Genomic DNA, 15,719 nt, shown 5'->3' with positions numbered 1-15,719 from the left:
GTCAGCTCCTGGATCCAGGTCGTTTGGTGGTCGGTTTTGGTCAGAAACTGCCCTTAGCGTCCGGAAAATCCGCGCCGAGCGTGGTCTTTTCCCAAGTGTCGAAATCCTTCGTCATCGATTCCAACTGCTTGCGCGCGAGTTGCAGAGCGGGCGCGCCGAGCAGCAGGTGCAGCGGGGGGTTCTCGGCATTGACCACGTCGATGATCGCCTGGCCCGCACGCACCGGATCGCCTTGCTGATTGCCGTGGCGCGCCGCAGTCTCGCTCCGGCGCTTGCCGGAGGTCTCGGCGTAGTCGGCGATCTGCTCCCGCGACTGCCCGATAGAACGGCCCGCGAAATCGGTGCGGAACGGACCCGGCTCGACGATGAGCACCTTGATCCCGAGCGACGCGACTTCCAGCGACAGCGCCTTGGAAATCGCCTCCACCGCATGTTTCGTCGCGGTGTAGTAGCCGCTCGCCGGGAAGGACATCAGGCCGCCGATCGACGACAGATTGACGATGAAGCCGCTGCGCCGCTTGCGCATTCCCGGCAGCACCGCCTTGGTCACGTCGACCAGCCCGAAGACATTGGTGTCGAACATCGCCCGCACGGCATCGTCCTCGCCTTCCTCAATCGCCGCGAGATAGCCGTACCCGGCATTGTTAACCAGAACGTCGATACGGCCGAACCGCGTCTCCGCCGCGCGCACCACCTCGGCGATATTTGTCGCATCCGTCACGTCGAGCGGCAGCGCGAGAGCCTGCGTGTCAAAACCCTCGACGATATCTTCAAGCTTGGTCTCGTCGCGCGCGGTCGCCACGACGCGATAGCCTTGTTGCAACAGCAGTTTGGCGAGTTCGCGGCCGAAGCCGGTGGAGCAGCCGGTAATGAACCAGACGGGAGTTTCTGTCTGTGACATATGTTTTTCCTATTCGATCAAGCGTGCCGGTCCACCAACGCCATCATCTTCTCGCCATAGCGCGGCCCGGAAACGATGTCGGGTGCGAGCGCTGCGTCCAGCGAGACGATTTCCTTGGCGTCCAGGCGGATATCGGCGGCGGCGATATTTTCTTCCAGATAGCTGCGACGCTTGGTGCCCGGGATCGGCACGACATCATCGCCCTTGTGCAGCAACCAGGCGACGGCGATTTGCCCGGCCTTGAACCCTCTGGCGGCGGCAATGTCATGCACGACCTTGGCCGCCTTCATATTGGCGTCGTAGTTCTGGCCTTGGTAGCGCGGATCGTGGCGGCGGAAATCATCGGCCGGATAATCCTCCGCACGCTGTGCATTGCCTGCCAGAAAGCCGCGGCCGAGAGGCGAGAAGGGAACGAGCCCGATGCCCAATTCGCGCAGCAGCGGCACGATCTCGGCTTCAAGATTGCGCTCCCACAGCGAATACTCGCTTTGCAGCGCCGAGACGGGATGCACGGCATGGGCCTTGCGAATATTGGCGACGCCGGCTTCCGAGAGGCCGAAGAAGCGCACCTTTCCCTGTTTCACGAAGTCGCTGACCGTGCCAGCAACATCCTCGATCGGCACGGTGCGATCGACCCGGTGCTGGTAGAGCAGATCGATGTGGTCGGTCTTCAGGCGCTTAAGCGAAGCTTCCACCGCAGCGCGGATCGTTGACGGCCGGCTGTCAGTACCGGTGTTCTTGCCACCCTCGATGCGGAAGCCGAATTTCGTCGCGATGACCACCTTGTCACGCTTGCCCGCCAGCGCCCGGCCGAGCAAATCCTCGTTGGCGAAAGGTCCGTAGACTTCCGCGGTATCGAGGAAGGTGCAGCCCAGGTCGATCGAGCGATGCAGCGTGGCGATCGACTCTGCCTCATCCGCTGGCCCGTAACTTTGGCTCATTCCCATGCAGCCAAGCCCGACGGCCGAAACCGTCAGGCCCTGACTGCCCAATTTCCGTTGTTGCATCGTCTTGTCCTTCAAAGTTGGCGCCCGTATTCGGAACCGGACGCCGCGCTCCTGCCGTCAGAGCATCTCCAGCGCGCGCTTGGAACGCGGGGGAGAAAAGCCGCGATCGATCTCCGCAAGATCGGCGTCGCTCAACGTCAAATCCGCCGCGCCGCGATTTTCCTCCAACCGGGCGAGCGTCGAGGTTTTCGGAATTACGATTACATCGGGATGCCGCAGCACCCAGGCAAGGGCGACCTGCGCCACCGTCGCCTCATGCCGCTCAGCCACGGCGGCCAGAACGGGCGACCGCAGCACGCGTCCGTTCTGGCCGAGCGGCGTGTAGGCCATGATCGCGATGCCCCGCTTGGTGCATTCGGGCAGCAGGCTGAACTCCACACCACGGGACTGCGGATTGTAGAGCACCTGATCCGCGAGGCAGGCCGCGTTCTTCGGTAGATCGATAATGTCGCTGGTGTCGAAATTGGACACGCCCCAGCCCCGGATCTTGCCATCCGCGCGCAGCTTCTCGAAGCCCGCGATAGTCTCCTCAACAGGCGTGCCGCCGATCCAATGCAGCAGATAGAGATCGACGGCCTCGGTGCCGAGGCGTTTCAAGCTGGCCTCACAGGCGCGGATGGTTCCGTCGCGCGTGGCATGGCTCGGCGCGACCTTGGTCACGAGGAAAACCTCGTCGCGGCGCCCGGCGATGGCCTCACCGACCAACCGTTCCGACTTGCCGTCGCCATAGATCTCGGCGGTGTCGATTAAAGTCATGCCGAGGTCGATGGAGCGCTGGATCACCCGCAGCTCCTCGGCGCGACGCCGGGCGTCGTCTCCCATCCGCCAGGTGCCCAAGCCGAGGGCAGGAACTTCGCGATTATCGCGCAATGCCACCGTTCGGATCGAAGTGCTCATGCCGCTGCCTCCTCCGCGAGACGCATCAGGCGCAGGAAGTTTCCGCCCCACAATGCCGCGATGGCGGGACGGTCATAGCCCCGCCGCAAAAGCTCCACCGTCACGGCGTGGCTCTCCCCGGCATTCCGCCATCCGGACACGCCACCGCCGCCATCGAAATCCGTGCCGATCCCGACATGCCGGATGCCGATCCGGCCAGTCGCATAATCGATGTGATCGACGAAATCGGCGACCGTAACCTCGCTCTCCTTCCGTCCCGCCTTGAGGAAAAAGGAAACGAGCGTGATCTGAACCACCCCATCCGTCTCCGCGAGCGCCTCAAGCTGTTCGTCGTCGAGGTTACGCGGATGATCGCAGAGCGCACGGATCGAGGAATGTGTCGCGATGACCGGAGTGCGGGAGAGGTGGGCCGCCTCGAGCATGCCGGGCTTCGAGACATGGGAGACATCGATCATCATGCCGAGTTCGTTCATGCGGCCGATCGCGGCGCGGCCCAGATCGGAGAGGCCGCCATGCAGCGCCGCCTCGTCGCCAAGGTCGCGCCGCGGCACCGCGGAATCCGCCAGTGCGTTGTGGCCATTGTGGGTCAGGGTCATGTAGCGCGCGCCGAGCGCCCGGAGCGGCACCAGCCGTTCCAGGTCTTCGCCGATCGCGTAGCCGTTCTCAACGACTGGAATGACAGCAGGCGCGCCCTCGAGCCGTGCCGCCGCGATTTCCTCGACCGTGGTGGCGAGCCGGCCGCATAGCCCGGCCTCGGAGGGCTCACCCATGGCGCGGATCGACTGCAGCATCGCGGTCGCTCTTAGGAATGCCTTCTCATGTCCCTCAGGCGTTCGCGGCCCCTGCGGCAGATAGGCCGCGAAGCAGCCCGCCGCGATGCCGCCCCGCCGCATCTTTGGCAGGTCGACACGGCGCGGCCCGTCCTCGAACGGGCTAGGGCCATTGGGCCAGGGGATGTCGATATGGCTGTCGATCGTCAGCGTGGCGGCGTGCAGGGCACGCGCCTCCGCGTCTAGGGTGTCGCTCATCCCCCCAGGCTTCGCCCGCGCGGCCCCGCCGTCAACCCCACAACGATTACTTCTTCGCCGGAACAGCTTTGCGGGCCGGCACCGTGCGCGGAACTGCCTTCACCGGAGCGGCTCCCGGCGTGCCGTTCTGAACCTTGGCGCGGCTCTGCGCCACCAGCGCGCCGCACTTATTGGGATCGTTCACCCCCAGCTCGATGGTCGGGAGCAAAGCAAGCGGAGCGGCGACGATGCCCAGCGCGACCGCCAGACCGCCTCGGGTCACGAGAGGCACCGGGTTCACGCCTATGCTCGGGTGCTTGAGGGCGCCGGTGATCGTGAAGGGGGTGGGCAGGTTGCCGACGCTGAAATTCTTGCTCTGCGTCCGCACGCCATAATCGATGGTCTGGCTCTTGAGGTTGACGGTGCCATGGCCGGCGATGATCGCCTCACCGGTGTCGAGCAGCATGGTGCGGGTATCGACGATGCCATGGTTGAGGGCGAAATCGCCGATGAAGCACTGCACGTCAGTACGGGTTGGAACACCCAGTGCCGAGAGGATCGCTTTGCCAAATTCGAGACCCACGAGGTTTACCAGCAGCGCGCTGAGATTGCCGCCGGACATATAGAGGGTGAGACCACCGTTGCCGTTGCCCATCCAGGTCGCCACGGAATTGCCGGTGGAATCGATCACCGCCCGGCCGCCAATGGAGCCGGCACCCTTGAAGGCATGGGTCGCGGCCATCAGGCGCGAGACATCCACCTGTTCGAAGTGAATGTCGGCCTTGGCGGCGATCTGCTTGTCGGGCTGGGGCACCAGGCTGATATCGCCGTTCACTCGCCCCTTGCCGATGGTGAAGATGATGGGGTGCAGGTTGATGCCGCCGTTGACCACATCCAGCGTCACGATGAGGCTGTCGAGTGGCACACTGCGGCCCTCGATATGCTTGCCGTTGTATTTCAGGTGGATATCGGCGGCATTCAGCTTGGGCAGGTTGAAGGGCTTGGTCGGCAGCAGGTTGTTGCTGCTGGCATCGGCCTTCGCCACCGTCTTCCGCTGCGCCGCCGTGGCGTTCTTGGTGGTCGCGCGGCCCGGATTGGTGCCGATGAAGCCGCCGAGATCAGCCAGGTCGATGCGATTGGATTGCAAATCCATGGTGACGTCGGGGCGCTTGTCCCGCGGCTGCTCGGTGATCGTGCCCTCGATGTCGCTATTGCCGACCACGCCACGTAAATCGTCGAAATGGATGCGGCCGGAGGCGCGAACATAGTTGAGCTTGCCGGTGATCTTGTAGGCAGGCGTGGCGGGGATCGGGATGCCCGTCAGCGGATAAAGATCGGACATATCGGCGCCGCTCAGCATCAGATCGAGATCGGTGCCCTCGAAAGCCATCGGGTCCTGCACGGTGCCGGTGAGTGAGACATGGGTCGCGCCATTGGCGAGCTTGACGTCGATCGGGAAGGGCTTCGTCTTGTCGGTGACGGTGAGCAGCGCGCCGACGAGTGCCTTGGCGGTGATGGGATGCTTCGCGTAGGTGCCCTTGGCGTCGATCACGACCTCATCGGTCTGGCCGTTTTGCGCGATCACGCCCTCGGCGTCATGCGTGGCGATCTGCGCGGTTAGGTCGGTCTTCATCTTGGGCACGAGCGCGTGAAGCTGCCCCTCCTCGATTGTCAGCCGGCCAATCTTGGGAGGCGGCGAGGGCTGCGTGCCGGGTTTCGGCGGCGCGGAAGTTTTCAGCTTCAGCGTATAGTTGTTGGTTCCGTCCTCCAGGGCGCGGACTTCCATCACCGGATGGTCGAGGTCGATCTTCGGGATCGAGATGATCCGGTGATGGATATAGGCCATCACATCAACGAGAACGCCGAGATGCGCGACCTTCGCCAGGGGTGGCACATCGGCGGGAAAGCCGTCCGGATTGGCGACCGTCACGTCATCCACGATGATCCGGGTGGTGCGGCCGAGGCGGACATGGAGATGCGCGATCGTCACCTTGCGGCCGATGGCGGAGGAGGCCTGAGACTCGACGATCGGAATAAACCAGTCCCAGCGCCAGAAGATGACAAGCAGCACGATCGCGAGGATAGGCACGCCGAGGAATATCGCGAGCTTCTTGCCGCCTCGACGCGTCATGCCGCTCCCCTTCCGCGCGTGAACAGCGCAGATGGGGAGGAGGCGAGGTTTTGCGAGAGACTAACTCGCGGCCTCTGGGATTGCTGGAGCGCCGTCCGCGCGGACCCGCCGCGGTCGTTCAGGCCAAGAAGATGGCCCACGTTGTGTGGACCATGATGGCGCGTGGGGACGTCTATCGGCCTTCGGTCGAACCGACGAGGAGCTACCCCGCAGCCCCCAGCGGCTCGCTTCGACGTTGCAGACTTGCTTGGGGCTCCTTTGCGGAACCCCTCTGGGCCTGCGGCCATGAGGTCGCGCCATCGCTGCAAACCACATGTCCGCACGCGCACTGCCCGCGATTTTCCGCGCACAACCCTGCGCCCGAGGGCCGTCCACACATGGATGCCCGGCCCCTGGCGGGGCGCTGTTCGCCGAGCATGATGACTTGCAGGTCGGGTCCGTCAAAGTCATCCGGGATGTTCTTTTAGGTCGACATGAGCCCCAACCGCTTATGCCAATCCGCGATGGACTCCTCAGGATAACGGTCGAAGACCTGATCCTTCGCGCCTTTCTCCACCTGCACCCAATCCGGCTTGAATTCGAGCATGAGATGCGTCGTCTCGGGCGCAGCAGGCAAGGGCGTGTCGATCACCGCGGCGAAGGGGTGGATCAGCTTCGGCCAGCGAGAATCGTACAGCCAAAGCCCGGAGCCGCATTCGCCGCAGAAGCTCCGCTCCGCATTGCTCGTATGGGTGCGCTTGTCCTCGGGGTTACGGATTTTAGCGTGATAGACCCGGATGTGCTCGCGGCCTTTGACCTTGAGCGTCTCGTTGTCACCGCTGAGATTGATGGCATAGCCGCCGCCGCCATCCGTCTTGCGGCAGATCGAGCAATAGCAGCGCTGATACGGGTAGGGATGCGGTGATTCCAGCGAGAACGACACCGCACCGCAGTGGCAAGATCCTTTGAGCTGCATTCAACGTCCTTTCGGGTCAGAGCCAGCCGCGGAACCGGAACCAGACCAGCGGCAGCACGGCGGAGAGCACGATCAGCGTCAGCCCATAGGGATAGCCGAAAGCCCAGTTCAGCTCCGGCATATCTTTGAAGTTCATACCGTAGATGCTGGCGACCAAAGTCGGCGGCACACCAACCACCGACACCACGGTCAGCACCTTGATGATATTGTTCTGCGCCGTGTTGATAAGACCGAGCGTCGCATCCAGCAGGAACTGCATCTTGTTGTTGAGGCTGTTGTCGTAGTCGGTGAGTGAGGTCACATCCCGCCGCAGCGACTTCATCCGCTCCTTGTGGGTCTTATTGATCCAGGTATCGCCCGCCTGCGTCACAAAGGGCAAAATCCGGTCGATCCCCAAAAGACTGTCCCGGACATGGGACATGAGATCGCCTGCGCGTCCGATCGTCTTGATCGTGAGCTGCAATTCCCGATCCTGCCGTCCCGGCCGCTTCCCGCTTTCTGGATCATGCATGAAGATGGTGCGGGACACGCGATCCAACTCGTCACGCGTCGTCTCGAGCAGGTCGGCGAGCTTCTCGACGATCCCTTCGAGAATGGTCAGGAAGATGCCGACCGGTCCCGCATCATCCATCGGCGTGCGGTGCTGCTCCTCGAGGAAAGCGCGGAAGGCCCGGCTATCGAGGAAGCGGATGGTGATGAGCCGCTCCTGCGACAAAACGAAACCCACCGGCTTTGAATGCGGATGCGGGCCATTGGCCGCGATCGTCAGCGGCATGCTCATGTAGATGGCGTGGCCGTCATAGGAGAGGCGGCTCGAGGTTTCGATCTCGTCGAGATCATCCTCGCTGGCTATGGTGAAGCCGGTCGCGCGCAAGACCCGGGCCTTCTCTTCCTCGGTGGGTTCGAAAAGATCGATCCACTGAGCCTTGGCGATAGCCGCATCGTCCGCCCCAAGATCGGCGAGCGGGCGTCCTTCCTGCGAAGCATAGGCTTTGAGCATGCGGGATTCTCGGCTTATGAGGTCGGAATTGGGGCGGGCGGCTGGTTTCGCAACGTTAGCTCGGCCGCCAACATTGGATTGCCGTTCACCTTACGGTGCCACGTCATGCTCCGCGAGCACCGAACGGCCAAGCCCTCCGGCCGCTCAGCCGCGCAGCAGCTTCGCGGCGGCCGGAGCGAAGTAGGTCAGCACGCCGTTGCAGCCGGCACGCTTGAACCCCACCAGGCTCTCCATCATCGCCGCTTCCTCGTTCATCCAGCCGTTGCGCGCGGCGGCCACGATCATCGCGTATTCGCCGGACACCTGATAGGCGAAAGTCGGCACGCCGAAACGCTCCCGCACGCGGCGGATGATGTCGAGATAGGGCATCCCCGGCTTGACCATGATCATGTCGGCGCCCTCGGCCAGATCCATCGCCACCTCGCGCAGCGCCTCATCGGAATTGGCCGGATCCATCTGATAGGTCTTCTTGTCGCCCTTGAGCGCCCCGGCGGACCCTACCGCATCCCGGAACGGACCATAGAAGGCGCTCGCGTATTTGGCCGCATAGCTCATGATCCGGGTCTGGACGAAACCCCGCTCATCCAGCGCCGCCCGAATGGCGGCGACTCGCCCATCCATCATGTCGGACGGCGCGATGACGTCGATCCCGGCCTCCGCCTGCACCACGGCCTGCCGCGCCAGGATCTCCACCGACTCGTCGTTATGAACATAGCCCTGACGGATCACCCCGTCATGGCCGTGATCCGTATAGGGATCGAGCGCCACATCCCCAACCAGACCAACCTCGGAAAACTCGCGCTTGAGCAGCCGGGCGGCCGAGCAGATGAGGTTCTTGGGATTGGTCGCCTCCGTCCCCTCGGCGTTCTTCCGCTCCCGCGGAGTCGCCGGAAAGATGGCGATCGCGGGAATGCCGAGCTTCACGGCGCCCTCGACATGCCCGGCCAGCCGGTCGATCGTGACGCGCTGTACCCCGGGCATGGTGGCGACGTCCTCGACCTCGCCCTGACCCTCGCGCACGAAGATCGGCCAGATCAGGTCATCGACCGAAAGGTGGTTCTCGGAGACCAGCCGCCGCGCCCAACCTTCCTGGCGCAAACGGCGGAGGCGGGTCTGGGGGAAGCGGGCGTCGGTCATGGGCAAGCCTCTCACGCTAGTGACGCGTCATATAAAGCTTCCTACATCCAACGGCACAGGCAGTCCTGCCTTGGCGCCGCGACTGTTCACCGCGGCCGCACCTCCGTGTTATGAGGCTGATCCCGCCTGAGTTTCCGCGTCGCCCCGCGTCCACGGCCTGGCCCCGCCCGAAAGGTATAACGCGCCATGAATGAGCAGATTCCCCGCGCCAGCCTGGACCGCTTCTTCAGCGCGTCGGTCGAGCAAACCGATCCCGAACTCGCCAATGCCCTCAGGCGCGAGCTCGCCCGCCAGCAGGACGGTATCGAGCTGATCGCCAGCGAGAACATCGTCTCCCGCGCCGTGCTGGATGCCCAGGGCAGCGTGCTGACCAATAAATACGCCGAGGGCTATCCCGGCCGCCGCTACTACGGCGGCTGCGCGGCGGTCGATATCGCCGAACAGCTCGCGATCGACCGCGCCAAGGAGATCTTCGGCTGCGAATTCGCCAATGTGCAGCCCCATTCGGGCGCGCAGGCGAATCAGGGCGTCATGCTGGCGCTCATCAAGCCCGGCGATACTTTCCTAGGCATGAGCCTCGCCGCCGGCGGCCATCTCAGCCACGGCGCCGCGCCCAATCTTTCTGGAAAATGGTTCAACGCCTTGCAATACGGCGTGCGGAAGGATGACGGGCTGCTCGATTACGAGGAGCTGGAGCAGAAAGCGCGGGACGGCAAGCCGAAGCTCATCATCGCGGGCGGCTCGGCCTATCCCCGCGTCATCGACTTCGCGCGCATCCGCAAGATCGCGGATGAGGTCGGCGCGCTGTTCATGGTCGATATGGCGCATTTCGCCGGACTCGTTGCGGCCGGCGTTCACCCCAGCCCGCTGCCGCATGCCCATGTCGTGACGACCACCACCCACAAGACGTTGCGCGGCCCGCGCGGCGGCATGATCCTCAGCAACGACGCGGAGCTGGGCAAGAAGATCAACTCGGCGATGTTCCCCGGCCTGCAGGGTGGTCCGCTCATGCATGTCATCGCCGCCAAGGCGGTGGCTTTCGGCGAGGCGCTGCGGCCCGAGTTCCGCACCTACCAGAAAGCCGTGGCCGAAAACGCCAAGGTTCTGGCCGCGACCCTGGTCGAGCGCGGCTTCGACATCGTCACCGGCGGCACCGACACGCATCTTATGCTGGTCGATCTCCGCCCCAAGCGCGTCACCGGCAAGGCCGCCGAGGCGAGCCTGGAACGCGCCCATATGACCGCCAACAAGAACGCCATCCCCTTCGACCCCGAGAAGCCGGCTATCACCTCAGGCATCCGCCTCGGCACCCCGGCCGCCACGACGCGCGGCTTCGGGGCGGAGGAGTTCCGCGAGATCGGCCGGATGATCGACGAGGTATTGACCGGCCTCTCCGGCGCCAATGAGGAAGGTGGCAACGCTTTGGTGGAGCAAGCGGTCGGCAAGCGCGTCCAGGCGCTCTGCGCGCGCTTCCCGATCTACCCGCACTGAGGAGACCGCATGCGCTGCCCCTTCTGCGGTCAGGATGACGCTCAGGTAAAGGATAGCCGGCCCAGCGAGGATGGGTCGGCGATCCGGCGGCGCCGCTTCTGCGGCTCCTGCAGCCAGCGTTTCACGACCATCGAGCGGGTGCAGCTACGCGAACTCGTGGTGGTGAAATCTGATGCGCGGCGTGTGCCTTTCGACCGCGACAAGCTCGCCCGCTCCATTCGCATCGCGCTCCGCAAGCGGCCGGTGCAGGAGGAGCGCATCGACCGTATCGTCAACAGCATCGTGCGGAAACTGGAAAGCAGCGGCGATAGCGACGTGCCCAGCAAGCAGATCGGCGAGCTGGTGATGGAGACGCTGAAGGAGGTGGACGACGTCGCCTATGTCCGCTTCGCCAGCGTCTACCGCAACTTCCGCGAGGCCAAGGATTTCGAGCATTTTCTTGGGGAGCTGACCGAGAAGGTGGATCCGCAGGCGGTGTGACGCTGCCTTGTCATGCTCGGCGAAGGCCGAGCATCCACGCCTTTGCAGCGCCGCCACAAGGAAAGGCGTAGATCCTCCGCCTTCGCCGAGGATGACGTGGGAGTGCCTTCACAAAACCCATTCACCCCCTCGCATCACCGGCTGCGCCGAGCCATCCGCCGCCAGCCCGTCTACAGCGATCTCCGACGAACCAATCATCCAGTCGATATGGATGAGGCTGCGGTTGGCGCCGCGCGCGACCAGTTCCTCCTCGCTCAGCGCCTCATAGTTCCGGATGCACTTGTTGTAGGCTTGCCCCAGCGCGATGTGGCTTGCCGCGTTCTCGTCGAACAGCGTGTTGTAGAACAGAACACCACTTTTCGCGATCGGCGAGGAGGCCGGCACCAGCGCCACTTCGCCCAAATGCGACGCACCCGCATCGGTCTCCAGCACGCGCTTGAGCACCGATTCGCCCGTTGTCGCGTGTGCCTCCACGATGCGACCCTCGGCGAAGCGCACCTCGATGCCCTCGATCAGCGTGCCCTGGTAGGACAGCGGCTTCGTGCTTCTGACACGCCCATCCACCCGCAGCGCATGGGGCGTGGTGAAGACCTCCTCGGTTGGGATATTCGGGTTGCAGATGATGCCATTCCGCGCCGATTCCGACCCGCCCGCCCATTCGTGATCGTCAGCCAGGCCGACCGTGAGATCGGTGCCCGGTCCACGGAACCGCAGCGCCGAAAAACGCCGCTCGTTGAGATAAAGGCGGCGATCGTGCAGCCGAGCGTTGTGAGCCTTCCAAGCCTCGACCGGATCGGCTTCGTTGATGCGCGAGGCCGCGAAGATCGCTTCCCACAGCGCCTCGACCGCCTCGGCCTCGTTCAGATCGGGGAACACATTCCGAGCCCACGCCGGGGTCGCATAACTCACGATCGACCAGTTGATGTGGAAATCCACGATCCGCTGCAGCGCCGGCTGATAGGCCTTCGAGCGCGCGCGATTGGCGCGGCTCACCCGCTCCGGATCCTCGGCCGCCAGCAGCGCCGGGTCGTCGCCCGCGATCGCCAGCCGTGCCGCATTGTTGGAGAAGGCTTTCGCCATGCCCTCATAGAGCCAGCCCGCGGCGGTATCGAAGCCGCCATCATGGCCCTGGCGGAACCGTGCGAGCGTCGCCACGTCGTCGCCGTAGAGTGTCGTGACGAGGGAAGCGCCCGCACGATAGGCGTGTTCGGTGATGCGCCGGGCCAAGGGCAGCGCCTCGATCGGCGCCGTCATCACCAGCTCCTGCCCCTCGCGCAGGCCGAGGCCGATGCGCACCGCCACCTCGCCAAGCCGGTCGAGCTTCGCCGCGAAATCCATTTTCCGAACCCCTCTATCCGTCGCCCATCCAAAGCAAGATGCGGCCTTGGTCAAGCCGGGGCGGGATGACGGACGCGTCTTGGCCGACTATCCTCGCCACCATGAACGCCGCACCCTCCAGCCTCCTCGGCCCCGACGAGCCATCCCCCTTCACCATTGACCACCCGCAGGGAAGTTCCGACATCTTCCTGGTCTGCGATCATGCCGGTCGCCGTGTCCCGTCGAAGCTTGGCGACCTCGGCGTCCCGGCCCCGGAATACGAGCGGCACATCGCCTACGACATCGGCGCCTCCGCCGTCGCCGTGCGCATGGCGGATGGCCTCGACGCCACGCTGATCCGCCAGACCTATTCGCGCCTGGTGATCGACTGCAACCGCGACCCCTCCGTGCCCAGCTCCATCCCGGAGATCAGCGAAGTCACCGAGATTCCCGGCAACCGAGATCTGCTGCCGGAACAGCGCGAGGCCCGGCGGCGGGAAATCTTCGCGCCCTATCACGACGCCATAGTGGCGGCCCTGGATCGCCGCGCCGCCGCTGGTCGTCCCACCGCACTGGTGGCGGTCCATAGCTTCACGCCGGTCTACAAGGAGGAGGTGCGGCCCTGGCACGTCGCCGTACTGTTCAACCGCCAGCCCAGACTGTCACTAATCCTCAAGGACCTGCTGGAGGCGGAAGGCGGCCTGACGGTCGGCGTCAACGAGCCGTATTTCGTCAGCGACCTCACCGACTACACGATCCCCGTCCACGCGGAGCGGCGTGGTCTGCCTTACCTTGAACTCGAAATCCGCCAGGATCTCATCGCCAATCCCACCGGCCAGGCCGAATGGGCCGAGCGGCTGATCCGGCTGGTACCTTGGGCCTGGGAACAGTTCAGCGGCCAAGAAGCGTAAGCCTTTTTCCAGCAACCACTAAGGGATGAGGGTGTCAGGCCATTGGCGAGCTTGTGTCCGCCCCCCTCTATGCTCGACATAAGGCAGTCTGTTACTGCGCGCGTCGGCGGATGAGTTTTCTTTCCCGGAACGTTCGGCAATGGCGTGTGTCGTCGTAACTTTCGGGGAACCTTTCTATGGCGTCGCGTTGCAGGATCGTGGTGGGCATTCCCACCCGTGGCCGGGCACCTATTCTTCGTGAGACGCTGACCGAACTCGCCCGCCAGACGCGGCTGGCGGATGAGATCATCATTTGCGGTGCGGAAGCCATCGACTCCGAGGGGATCGCCGAAGCCTTCCCGGCCGTGACGGTGCTCACCAGCGCGCCCGGCGCCTCGACGCAGCGTAACGCCATCATCAAGGCGGCCGCCGAGGCCGACATCCTGATCTTCTTCGATGATGACTTCCTGGCGGATTCCGCCTATCTCGCCGCCATCGAGAGCCACATGACCGCGAACCCCCGGCTGATGGTCGCAACGGGCTTGGTGCTGGCCGATGGCATCGGCGGTCCTGGGCTGTCTCCGGCCGAGGGCCGCGCGATCCTGGCGGCGGCGGGAACAGTCACTGACGGCACGAAGCCGACTTTCTCCGGCTATGGCTGCAACATGGCGGTGCGGATGGCGCCGATGCGCGAACATGCGATCCGTTTCGACGACCGCTTGCCGCTCTACAGCTGGCAGGAGGATGTCGATCTCTCGCGGCGCCTCGCGGTCTTCGGGGATGTGGCGAAGCTGGAAGCCGCCCGTGGCGTGCATTTGGGCGTCAAGCGCGGCCGAGGCTCCGGCGTCAAGCTTGGTTACTCGCAGGTCGCCAATCCGCTCTATCTCGTGAGCAAGCGCGCCGGCTATCCGATGTTTCGCGCGCTCGAGCACATCGCCCGCAACATGGCCAAGAACCTGGCGCGTGCCGGCTGGCCCGAGCCTTACGTCGATCGCCGCGGCCGCCTGCGCGGCAACCTATTGGCCCTGCGCGACCTCGCGGCAGGCCGCATGACGCCGGAACGCGTGCTGGAGCTGTAGCGCGAACCCACCCCAAACCCCTCCCTTGCAGGGAGGGGAGTCCGCGTCCCTTCTCCCGTCCCCGCAAGGGAGGGGTTGGGGGTGGGTTCTATGCCAACCGCGCCCGCCTGATTCCCGCGCTGTCCACACCCCTACTTGGCCAAGCGCCCAAAGGGATGACACCAAAGATCTTGCGCGAGGCACTCGTTCAGGCCGAAATACTTATCGGTAACACTTATGGTCTGTCATCGGCTGATGACCACCATTGCAACACTAGGAAATTCGTAGAACTCCAGGAATCCAGCCAATGGAAAGCCGTTGCAGGATTGTGGTTGGTCTGCCCACGCGGGGACGGGCCACTATTCTTCGCGAAACCTTGAGTGACCTCGAACGGCAGACACGCAAAGCTGATGCGATCATCGTCTGCGGCGCGGACGCCTCAGATGTCGAGGGCGTAGCCGAGAGCTTTCCGGCGGTCAGCCTGCTCACCAGCAAACCCGGCCTCACGACACAACGCAACGCCATCATCGACGCTGCCGCCGACGCCGATATCCTGGTCTTCTTCGACGACGATTTCATTCCCGACCCGACCTATCTCGCGAATGTCGAACGTCACATGATGGCTGATCCCCACCTTGTCGTCACAACTGGGCGCGTGCTGGCGGACGGGATTGGCGGTCCCGGCCTGTCGCCCTCCGAAGGCCGCGCCATCGTCGCCGCGGCACACGAAGACATCGACGAGGTGAAACCGGCTTTCTCCGGCTATGGCTGCAACATGGCGCTCCGCGTCGCGCCCATGCGCGAACACGACATCCATCTTGACGATCGCCTGCCGCTTTACGGCTGGCAGGAGGATGTCGATCTGTCGCGGCGCCTAGCCGCCTTCGGCGATATCGTGCGGCTCGAGGGGGCGAGGGGCGTTCATCTCGGCGTCAAGAGCGGGCGTGGCTCAGGCGTCAAGCTCGGCTATTCGCAGGTCGCCAATCCGCTATATCTGGCGGGCAAACACGCGGGCTATCCACTGGGCCGCGCCCTCGAACATATCGCGCGGAACATGGCCAAGAATCTCGCGCGCGCCGGCTGGCCCGAGCCATACGTCGATCGCCGAGGCCGTCTGCGCGGAAACCTTCTGGCACTGCGTGATTTGCTGACTGGACGGATGGCGCCGGAGCGCGTCTTGGAGCTTTGAGGCGGGATGTCGTCAGTTTGGACCGCGCTCATTCCACCACGTCATGCTCGGCGAAGGCCGGGCATCCACGCCTTGGCTTCGTCAAGCAAGCAAAGGCGTGAATGGCACGCGGGGGGCCGCCCCGCCTTCGCGTGCCATGACGGATCTGGGTGGTGGTTCAGCACTAGTGTCCTGGCCGAGAAATAACTAGACACCTTCGCGTGGCTATGATTCGCTGAGTTCCTGGCAGCGCAGGAGACGACGCGTGGCGACACCGAAG

14 protein-coding genes are annotated in these 15,719 nt (G+C 64.3%); 5 read left to right on the top strand and 9 right to left on the bottom strand.

Annotated features, from left to right (window positions below):
• Positions 1-40 precede the first annotated feature (40 nt).
• The 8 genes from GSQ83_RS01535 to hemB all read right to left on the bottom strand — a co-directional run bounded on the left by GSQ83_RS01535 (position 41) and on the right by hemB (position 9,035).
• Positions 41-901 carry an oxidoreductase gene (locus GSQ83_RS01535; protein ID WP_158800956.1) on the bottom strand — a complete coding sequence of 287 codons (861 nt, stop codon included), beginning with the start codon at positions 899-901 and terminating at the stop codon, positions 41-43.
• A 17-nt stretch (positions 902-918) separates the two neighbouring features.
• On the bottom strand, positions 919-1,908 hold the full coding sequence (locus GSQ83_RS01530; RefSeq protein ID WP_158800955.1) for an aldo/keto reductase: 990 nt from the start codon (positions 1,906-1,908) through the stop codon (positions 919-921).
• A 57-nt stretch (positions 1,909-1,965) separates the two neighbouring features.
• Positions 1,966-2,805 (bottom strand): aldo/keto reductase, encoded by an 840-nt coding sequence (locus tag GSQ83_RS01525; RefSeq protein WP_158800954.1) that lies wholly within the window; start codon positions 2,803-2,805, stop codon positions 1,966-1,968.
• Positions 2,802-3,833 (bottom strand): dipeptidase, encoded by a 1,032-nt coding sequence (locus tag GSQ83_RS01520; RefSeq protein WP_158800953.1) that lies wholly within the window; start codon positions 3,831-3,833, stop codon positions 2,802-2,804. Before GSQ83_RS01520 ends, GSQ83_RS01525 begins: the two co-directional genes overlap by 4 nt.
• Before the next feature lie 46 nt (positions 3,834-3,879).
• Positions 3,880-5,943, bottom strand: a complete 2,064-nt coding sequence (locus GSQ83_RS01515; protein ID WP_158800952.1) for an AsmA family protein — start codon at positions 5,941-5,943, stop codon at positions 3,880-3,882.
• Positions 5,944-6,406: 463 nt separating this feature from the next.
• The gene (locus tag GSQ83_RS01510; protein ID WP_158800951.1) at positions 6,407-6,898 is read right to left on the bottom strand and encodes a GFA family protein; all 492 of its coding nucleotides are present in this window, start codon (positions 6,896-6,898) and stop codon (positions 6,407-6,409) included.
• Positions 6,899-6,914: 16 nt separating this feature from the next.
• Positions 6,915-7,898 (bottom strand): magnesium transporter CorA family protein, encoded by a 984-nt coding sequence (locus GSQ83_RS01505; RefSeq protein ID WP_158800950.1) that lies wholly within the window; start codon positions 7,896-7,898, stop codon positions 6,915-6,917.
• A gap of 144 nt (positions 7,899-8,042) precedes the next feature.
• Positions 8,043-9,035 (bottom strand): porphobilinogen synthase, encoded by a 993-nt coding sequence (hemB, locus tag GSQ83_RS01500; RefSeq protein ID WP_158800949.1) that lies wholly within the window; start codon positions 9,033-9,035, stop codon positions 8,043-8,045.
• Between the two features lie 186 nt (positions 9,036-9,221).
• Here hemB and glyA point away from each other — a divergent pair, with 186 nt between their 5' ends.
• Positions 9,222-10,526 (top strand): serine hydroxymethyltransferase, encoded by a 1,305-nt coding sequence (glyA, locus tag GSQ83_RS01495; RefSeq protein WP_158800948.1) that lies wholly within the window; start codon positions 9,222-9,224, stop codon positions 10,524-10,526.
• Positions 10,527-10,535: 9 nt separating this feature from the next.
• Positions 10,536-11,006, top strand: coding sequence for a transcriptional regulator NrdR (gene nrdR, locus GSQ83_RS01490; RefSeq protein WP_158800947.1), 471 nt, complete (start codon positions 10,536-10,538; stop codon positions 11,004-11,006).
• A gap of 108 nt (positions 11,007-11,114) precedes the next feature.
• On the opposite strand, the gene GSQ83_RS01485 is transcribed toward nrdR, so the two are convergent.
• Positions 11,115-12,344, bottom strand: coding sequence for an aminopeptidase (locus tag GSQ83_RS01485; RefSeq protein ID WP_158800946.1), 1,230 nt, complete (start codon positions 12,342-12,344; stop codon positions 11,115-11,117).
• Positions 12,345-12,409: 65 nt separating this feature from the next.
• Here GSQ83_RS01485 and GSQ83_RS01480 point away from each other — a divergent pair, with 65 nt between their 5' ends.
• From GSQ83_RS01480 to GSQ83_RS01470, 3 genes are all read left to right on the top strand, one after another.
• Positions 12,410-13,234, top strand: coding sequence for an N-formylglutamate amidohydrolase (locus tag GSQ83_RS01480; protein WP_158800945.1), 825 nt, complete (start codon positions 12,410-12,412; stop codon positions 13,232-13,234).
• 176 nt (positions 13,235-13,410) lie between these two features.
• Complete coding sequence (locus GSQ83_RS01475) at positions 13,411-14,292, top strand: glycosyltransferase family 2 protein (RefSeq protein WP_158800944.1); 882 nt, start codon at positions 13,411-13,413, stop codon at positions 14,290-14,292.
• A 286-nt stretch (positions 14,293-14,578) separates the two neighbouring features.
• The gene (locus tag GSQ83_RS01470) at positions 14,579-15,460 is read left to right on the top strand and encodes a glycosyltransferase family 2 protein (protein ID WP_158800943.1); all 882 of its coding nucleotides are present in this window, start codon (positions 14,579-14,581) and stop codon (positions 15,458-15,460) included.
• Positions 15,461-15,719: the final 259 nt, after the last annotated feature.

Source organism: Acidisoma sp. L85, from assembly GCF_009765865.1.
GTDB lineage: Bacteria > Pseudomonadota > Alphaproteobacteria > Acetobacterales > Acetobacteraceae > Acidisoma.
This window is presented reverse-complemented; position numbering and strand designations above follow the sequence as displayed.

Excerpts from the sequence above, each read along its gene's own strand:
- GSQ83_RS01480 (WP_158800945.1), top strand. The coding sequence starts at position 12,410 with ATGACGGACGCGTCTTGGCCGACTATCCTCGCCACCATGAACGCCGCA.
- GSQ83_RS01485 (WP_158800946.1), bottom strand. The coding sequence starts at position 12,344 with ATGGATTTCGCGGCGAAGCTCGACCGGCTTGGCGAGGTGGCGGTGCGC.
- GSQ83_RS01475 (WP_158800944.1), top strand. The coding sequence starts at position 13,411 with ATGGCGTCGCGTTGCAGGATCGTGGTGGGCATTCCCACCCGTGGCCGG.
- GSQ83_RS01520 (WP_158800953.1), bottom strand. The coding sequence starts at position 3,833 with ATGAGCGACACCCTAGACGCGGAGGCGCGTGCCCTGCACGCCGCCACG.
- hemB (WP_158800949.1), bottom strand. The coding sequence starts at position 9,035 with ATGACCGACGCCCGCTTCCCCCAGACCCGCCTCCGCCGTTTGCGCCAG.
- GSQ83_RS01525 (WP_158800954.1), bottom strand. The coding sequence starts at position 2,805 with ATGAGCACTTCGATCCGAACGGTGGCATTGCGCGATAATCGCGAAGTT.
- nrdR (WP_158800947.1), top strand. The coding sequence starts at position 10,536 with ATGCGCTGCCCCTTCTGCGGTCAGGATGACGCTCAGGTAAAGGATAGC.
- GSQ83_RS01530 (WP_158800955.1), bottom strand. The coding sequence starts at position 1,908 with ATGCAACAACGGAAATTGGGCAGTCAGGGCCTGACGGTTTCGGCCGTC.
- GSQ83_RS01470 (WP_158800943.1), top strand. The coding sequence starts at position 14,579 with ATGGAAAGCCGTTGCAGGATTGTGGTTGGTCTGCCCACGCGGGGACGG.
- glyA (WP_158800948.1), top strand. The coding sequence starts at position 9,222 with ATGAATGAGCAGATTCCCCGCGCCAGCCTGGACCGCTTCTTCAGCGCG.
- GSQ83_RS01535 (WP_158800956.1), bottom strand. The coding sequence starts at position 901 with ATGTCACAGACAGAAACTCCCGTCTGGTTCATTACCGGCTGCTCCACC.
- GSQ83_RS01505 (WP_158800950.1), bottom strand. The coding sequence starts at position 7,898 with ATGCTCAAAGCCTATGCTTCGCAGGAAGGACGCCCGCTCGCCGATCTT.
- GSQ83_RS01510 (WP_158800951.1), bottom strand. The coding sequence starts at position 6,898 with ATGCAGCTCAAAGGATCTTGCCACTGCGGTGCGGTGTCGTTCTCGCTG.
- GSQ83_RS01515 (WP_158800952.1), bottom strand. The coding sequence starts at position 5,943 with ATGACGCGTCGAGGCGGCAAGAAGCTCGCGATATTCCTCGGCGTGCCT.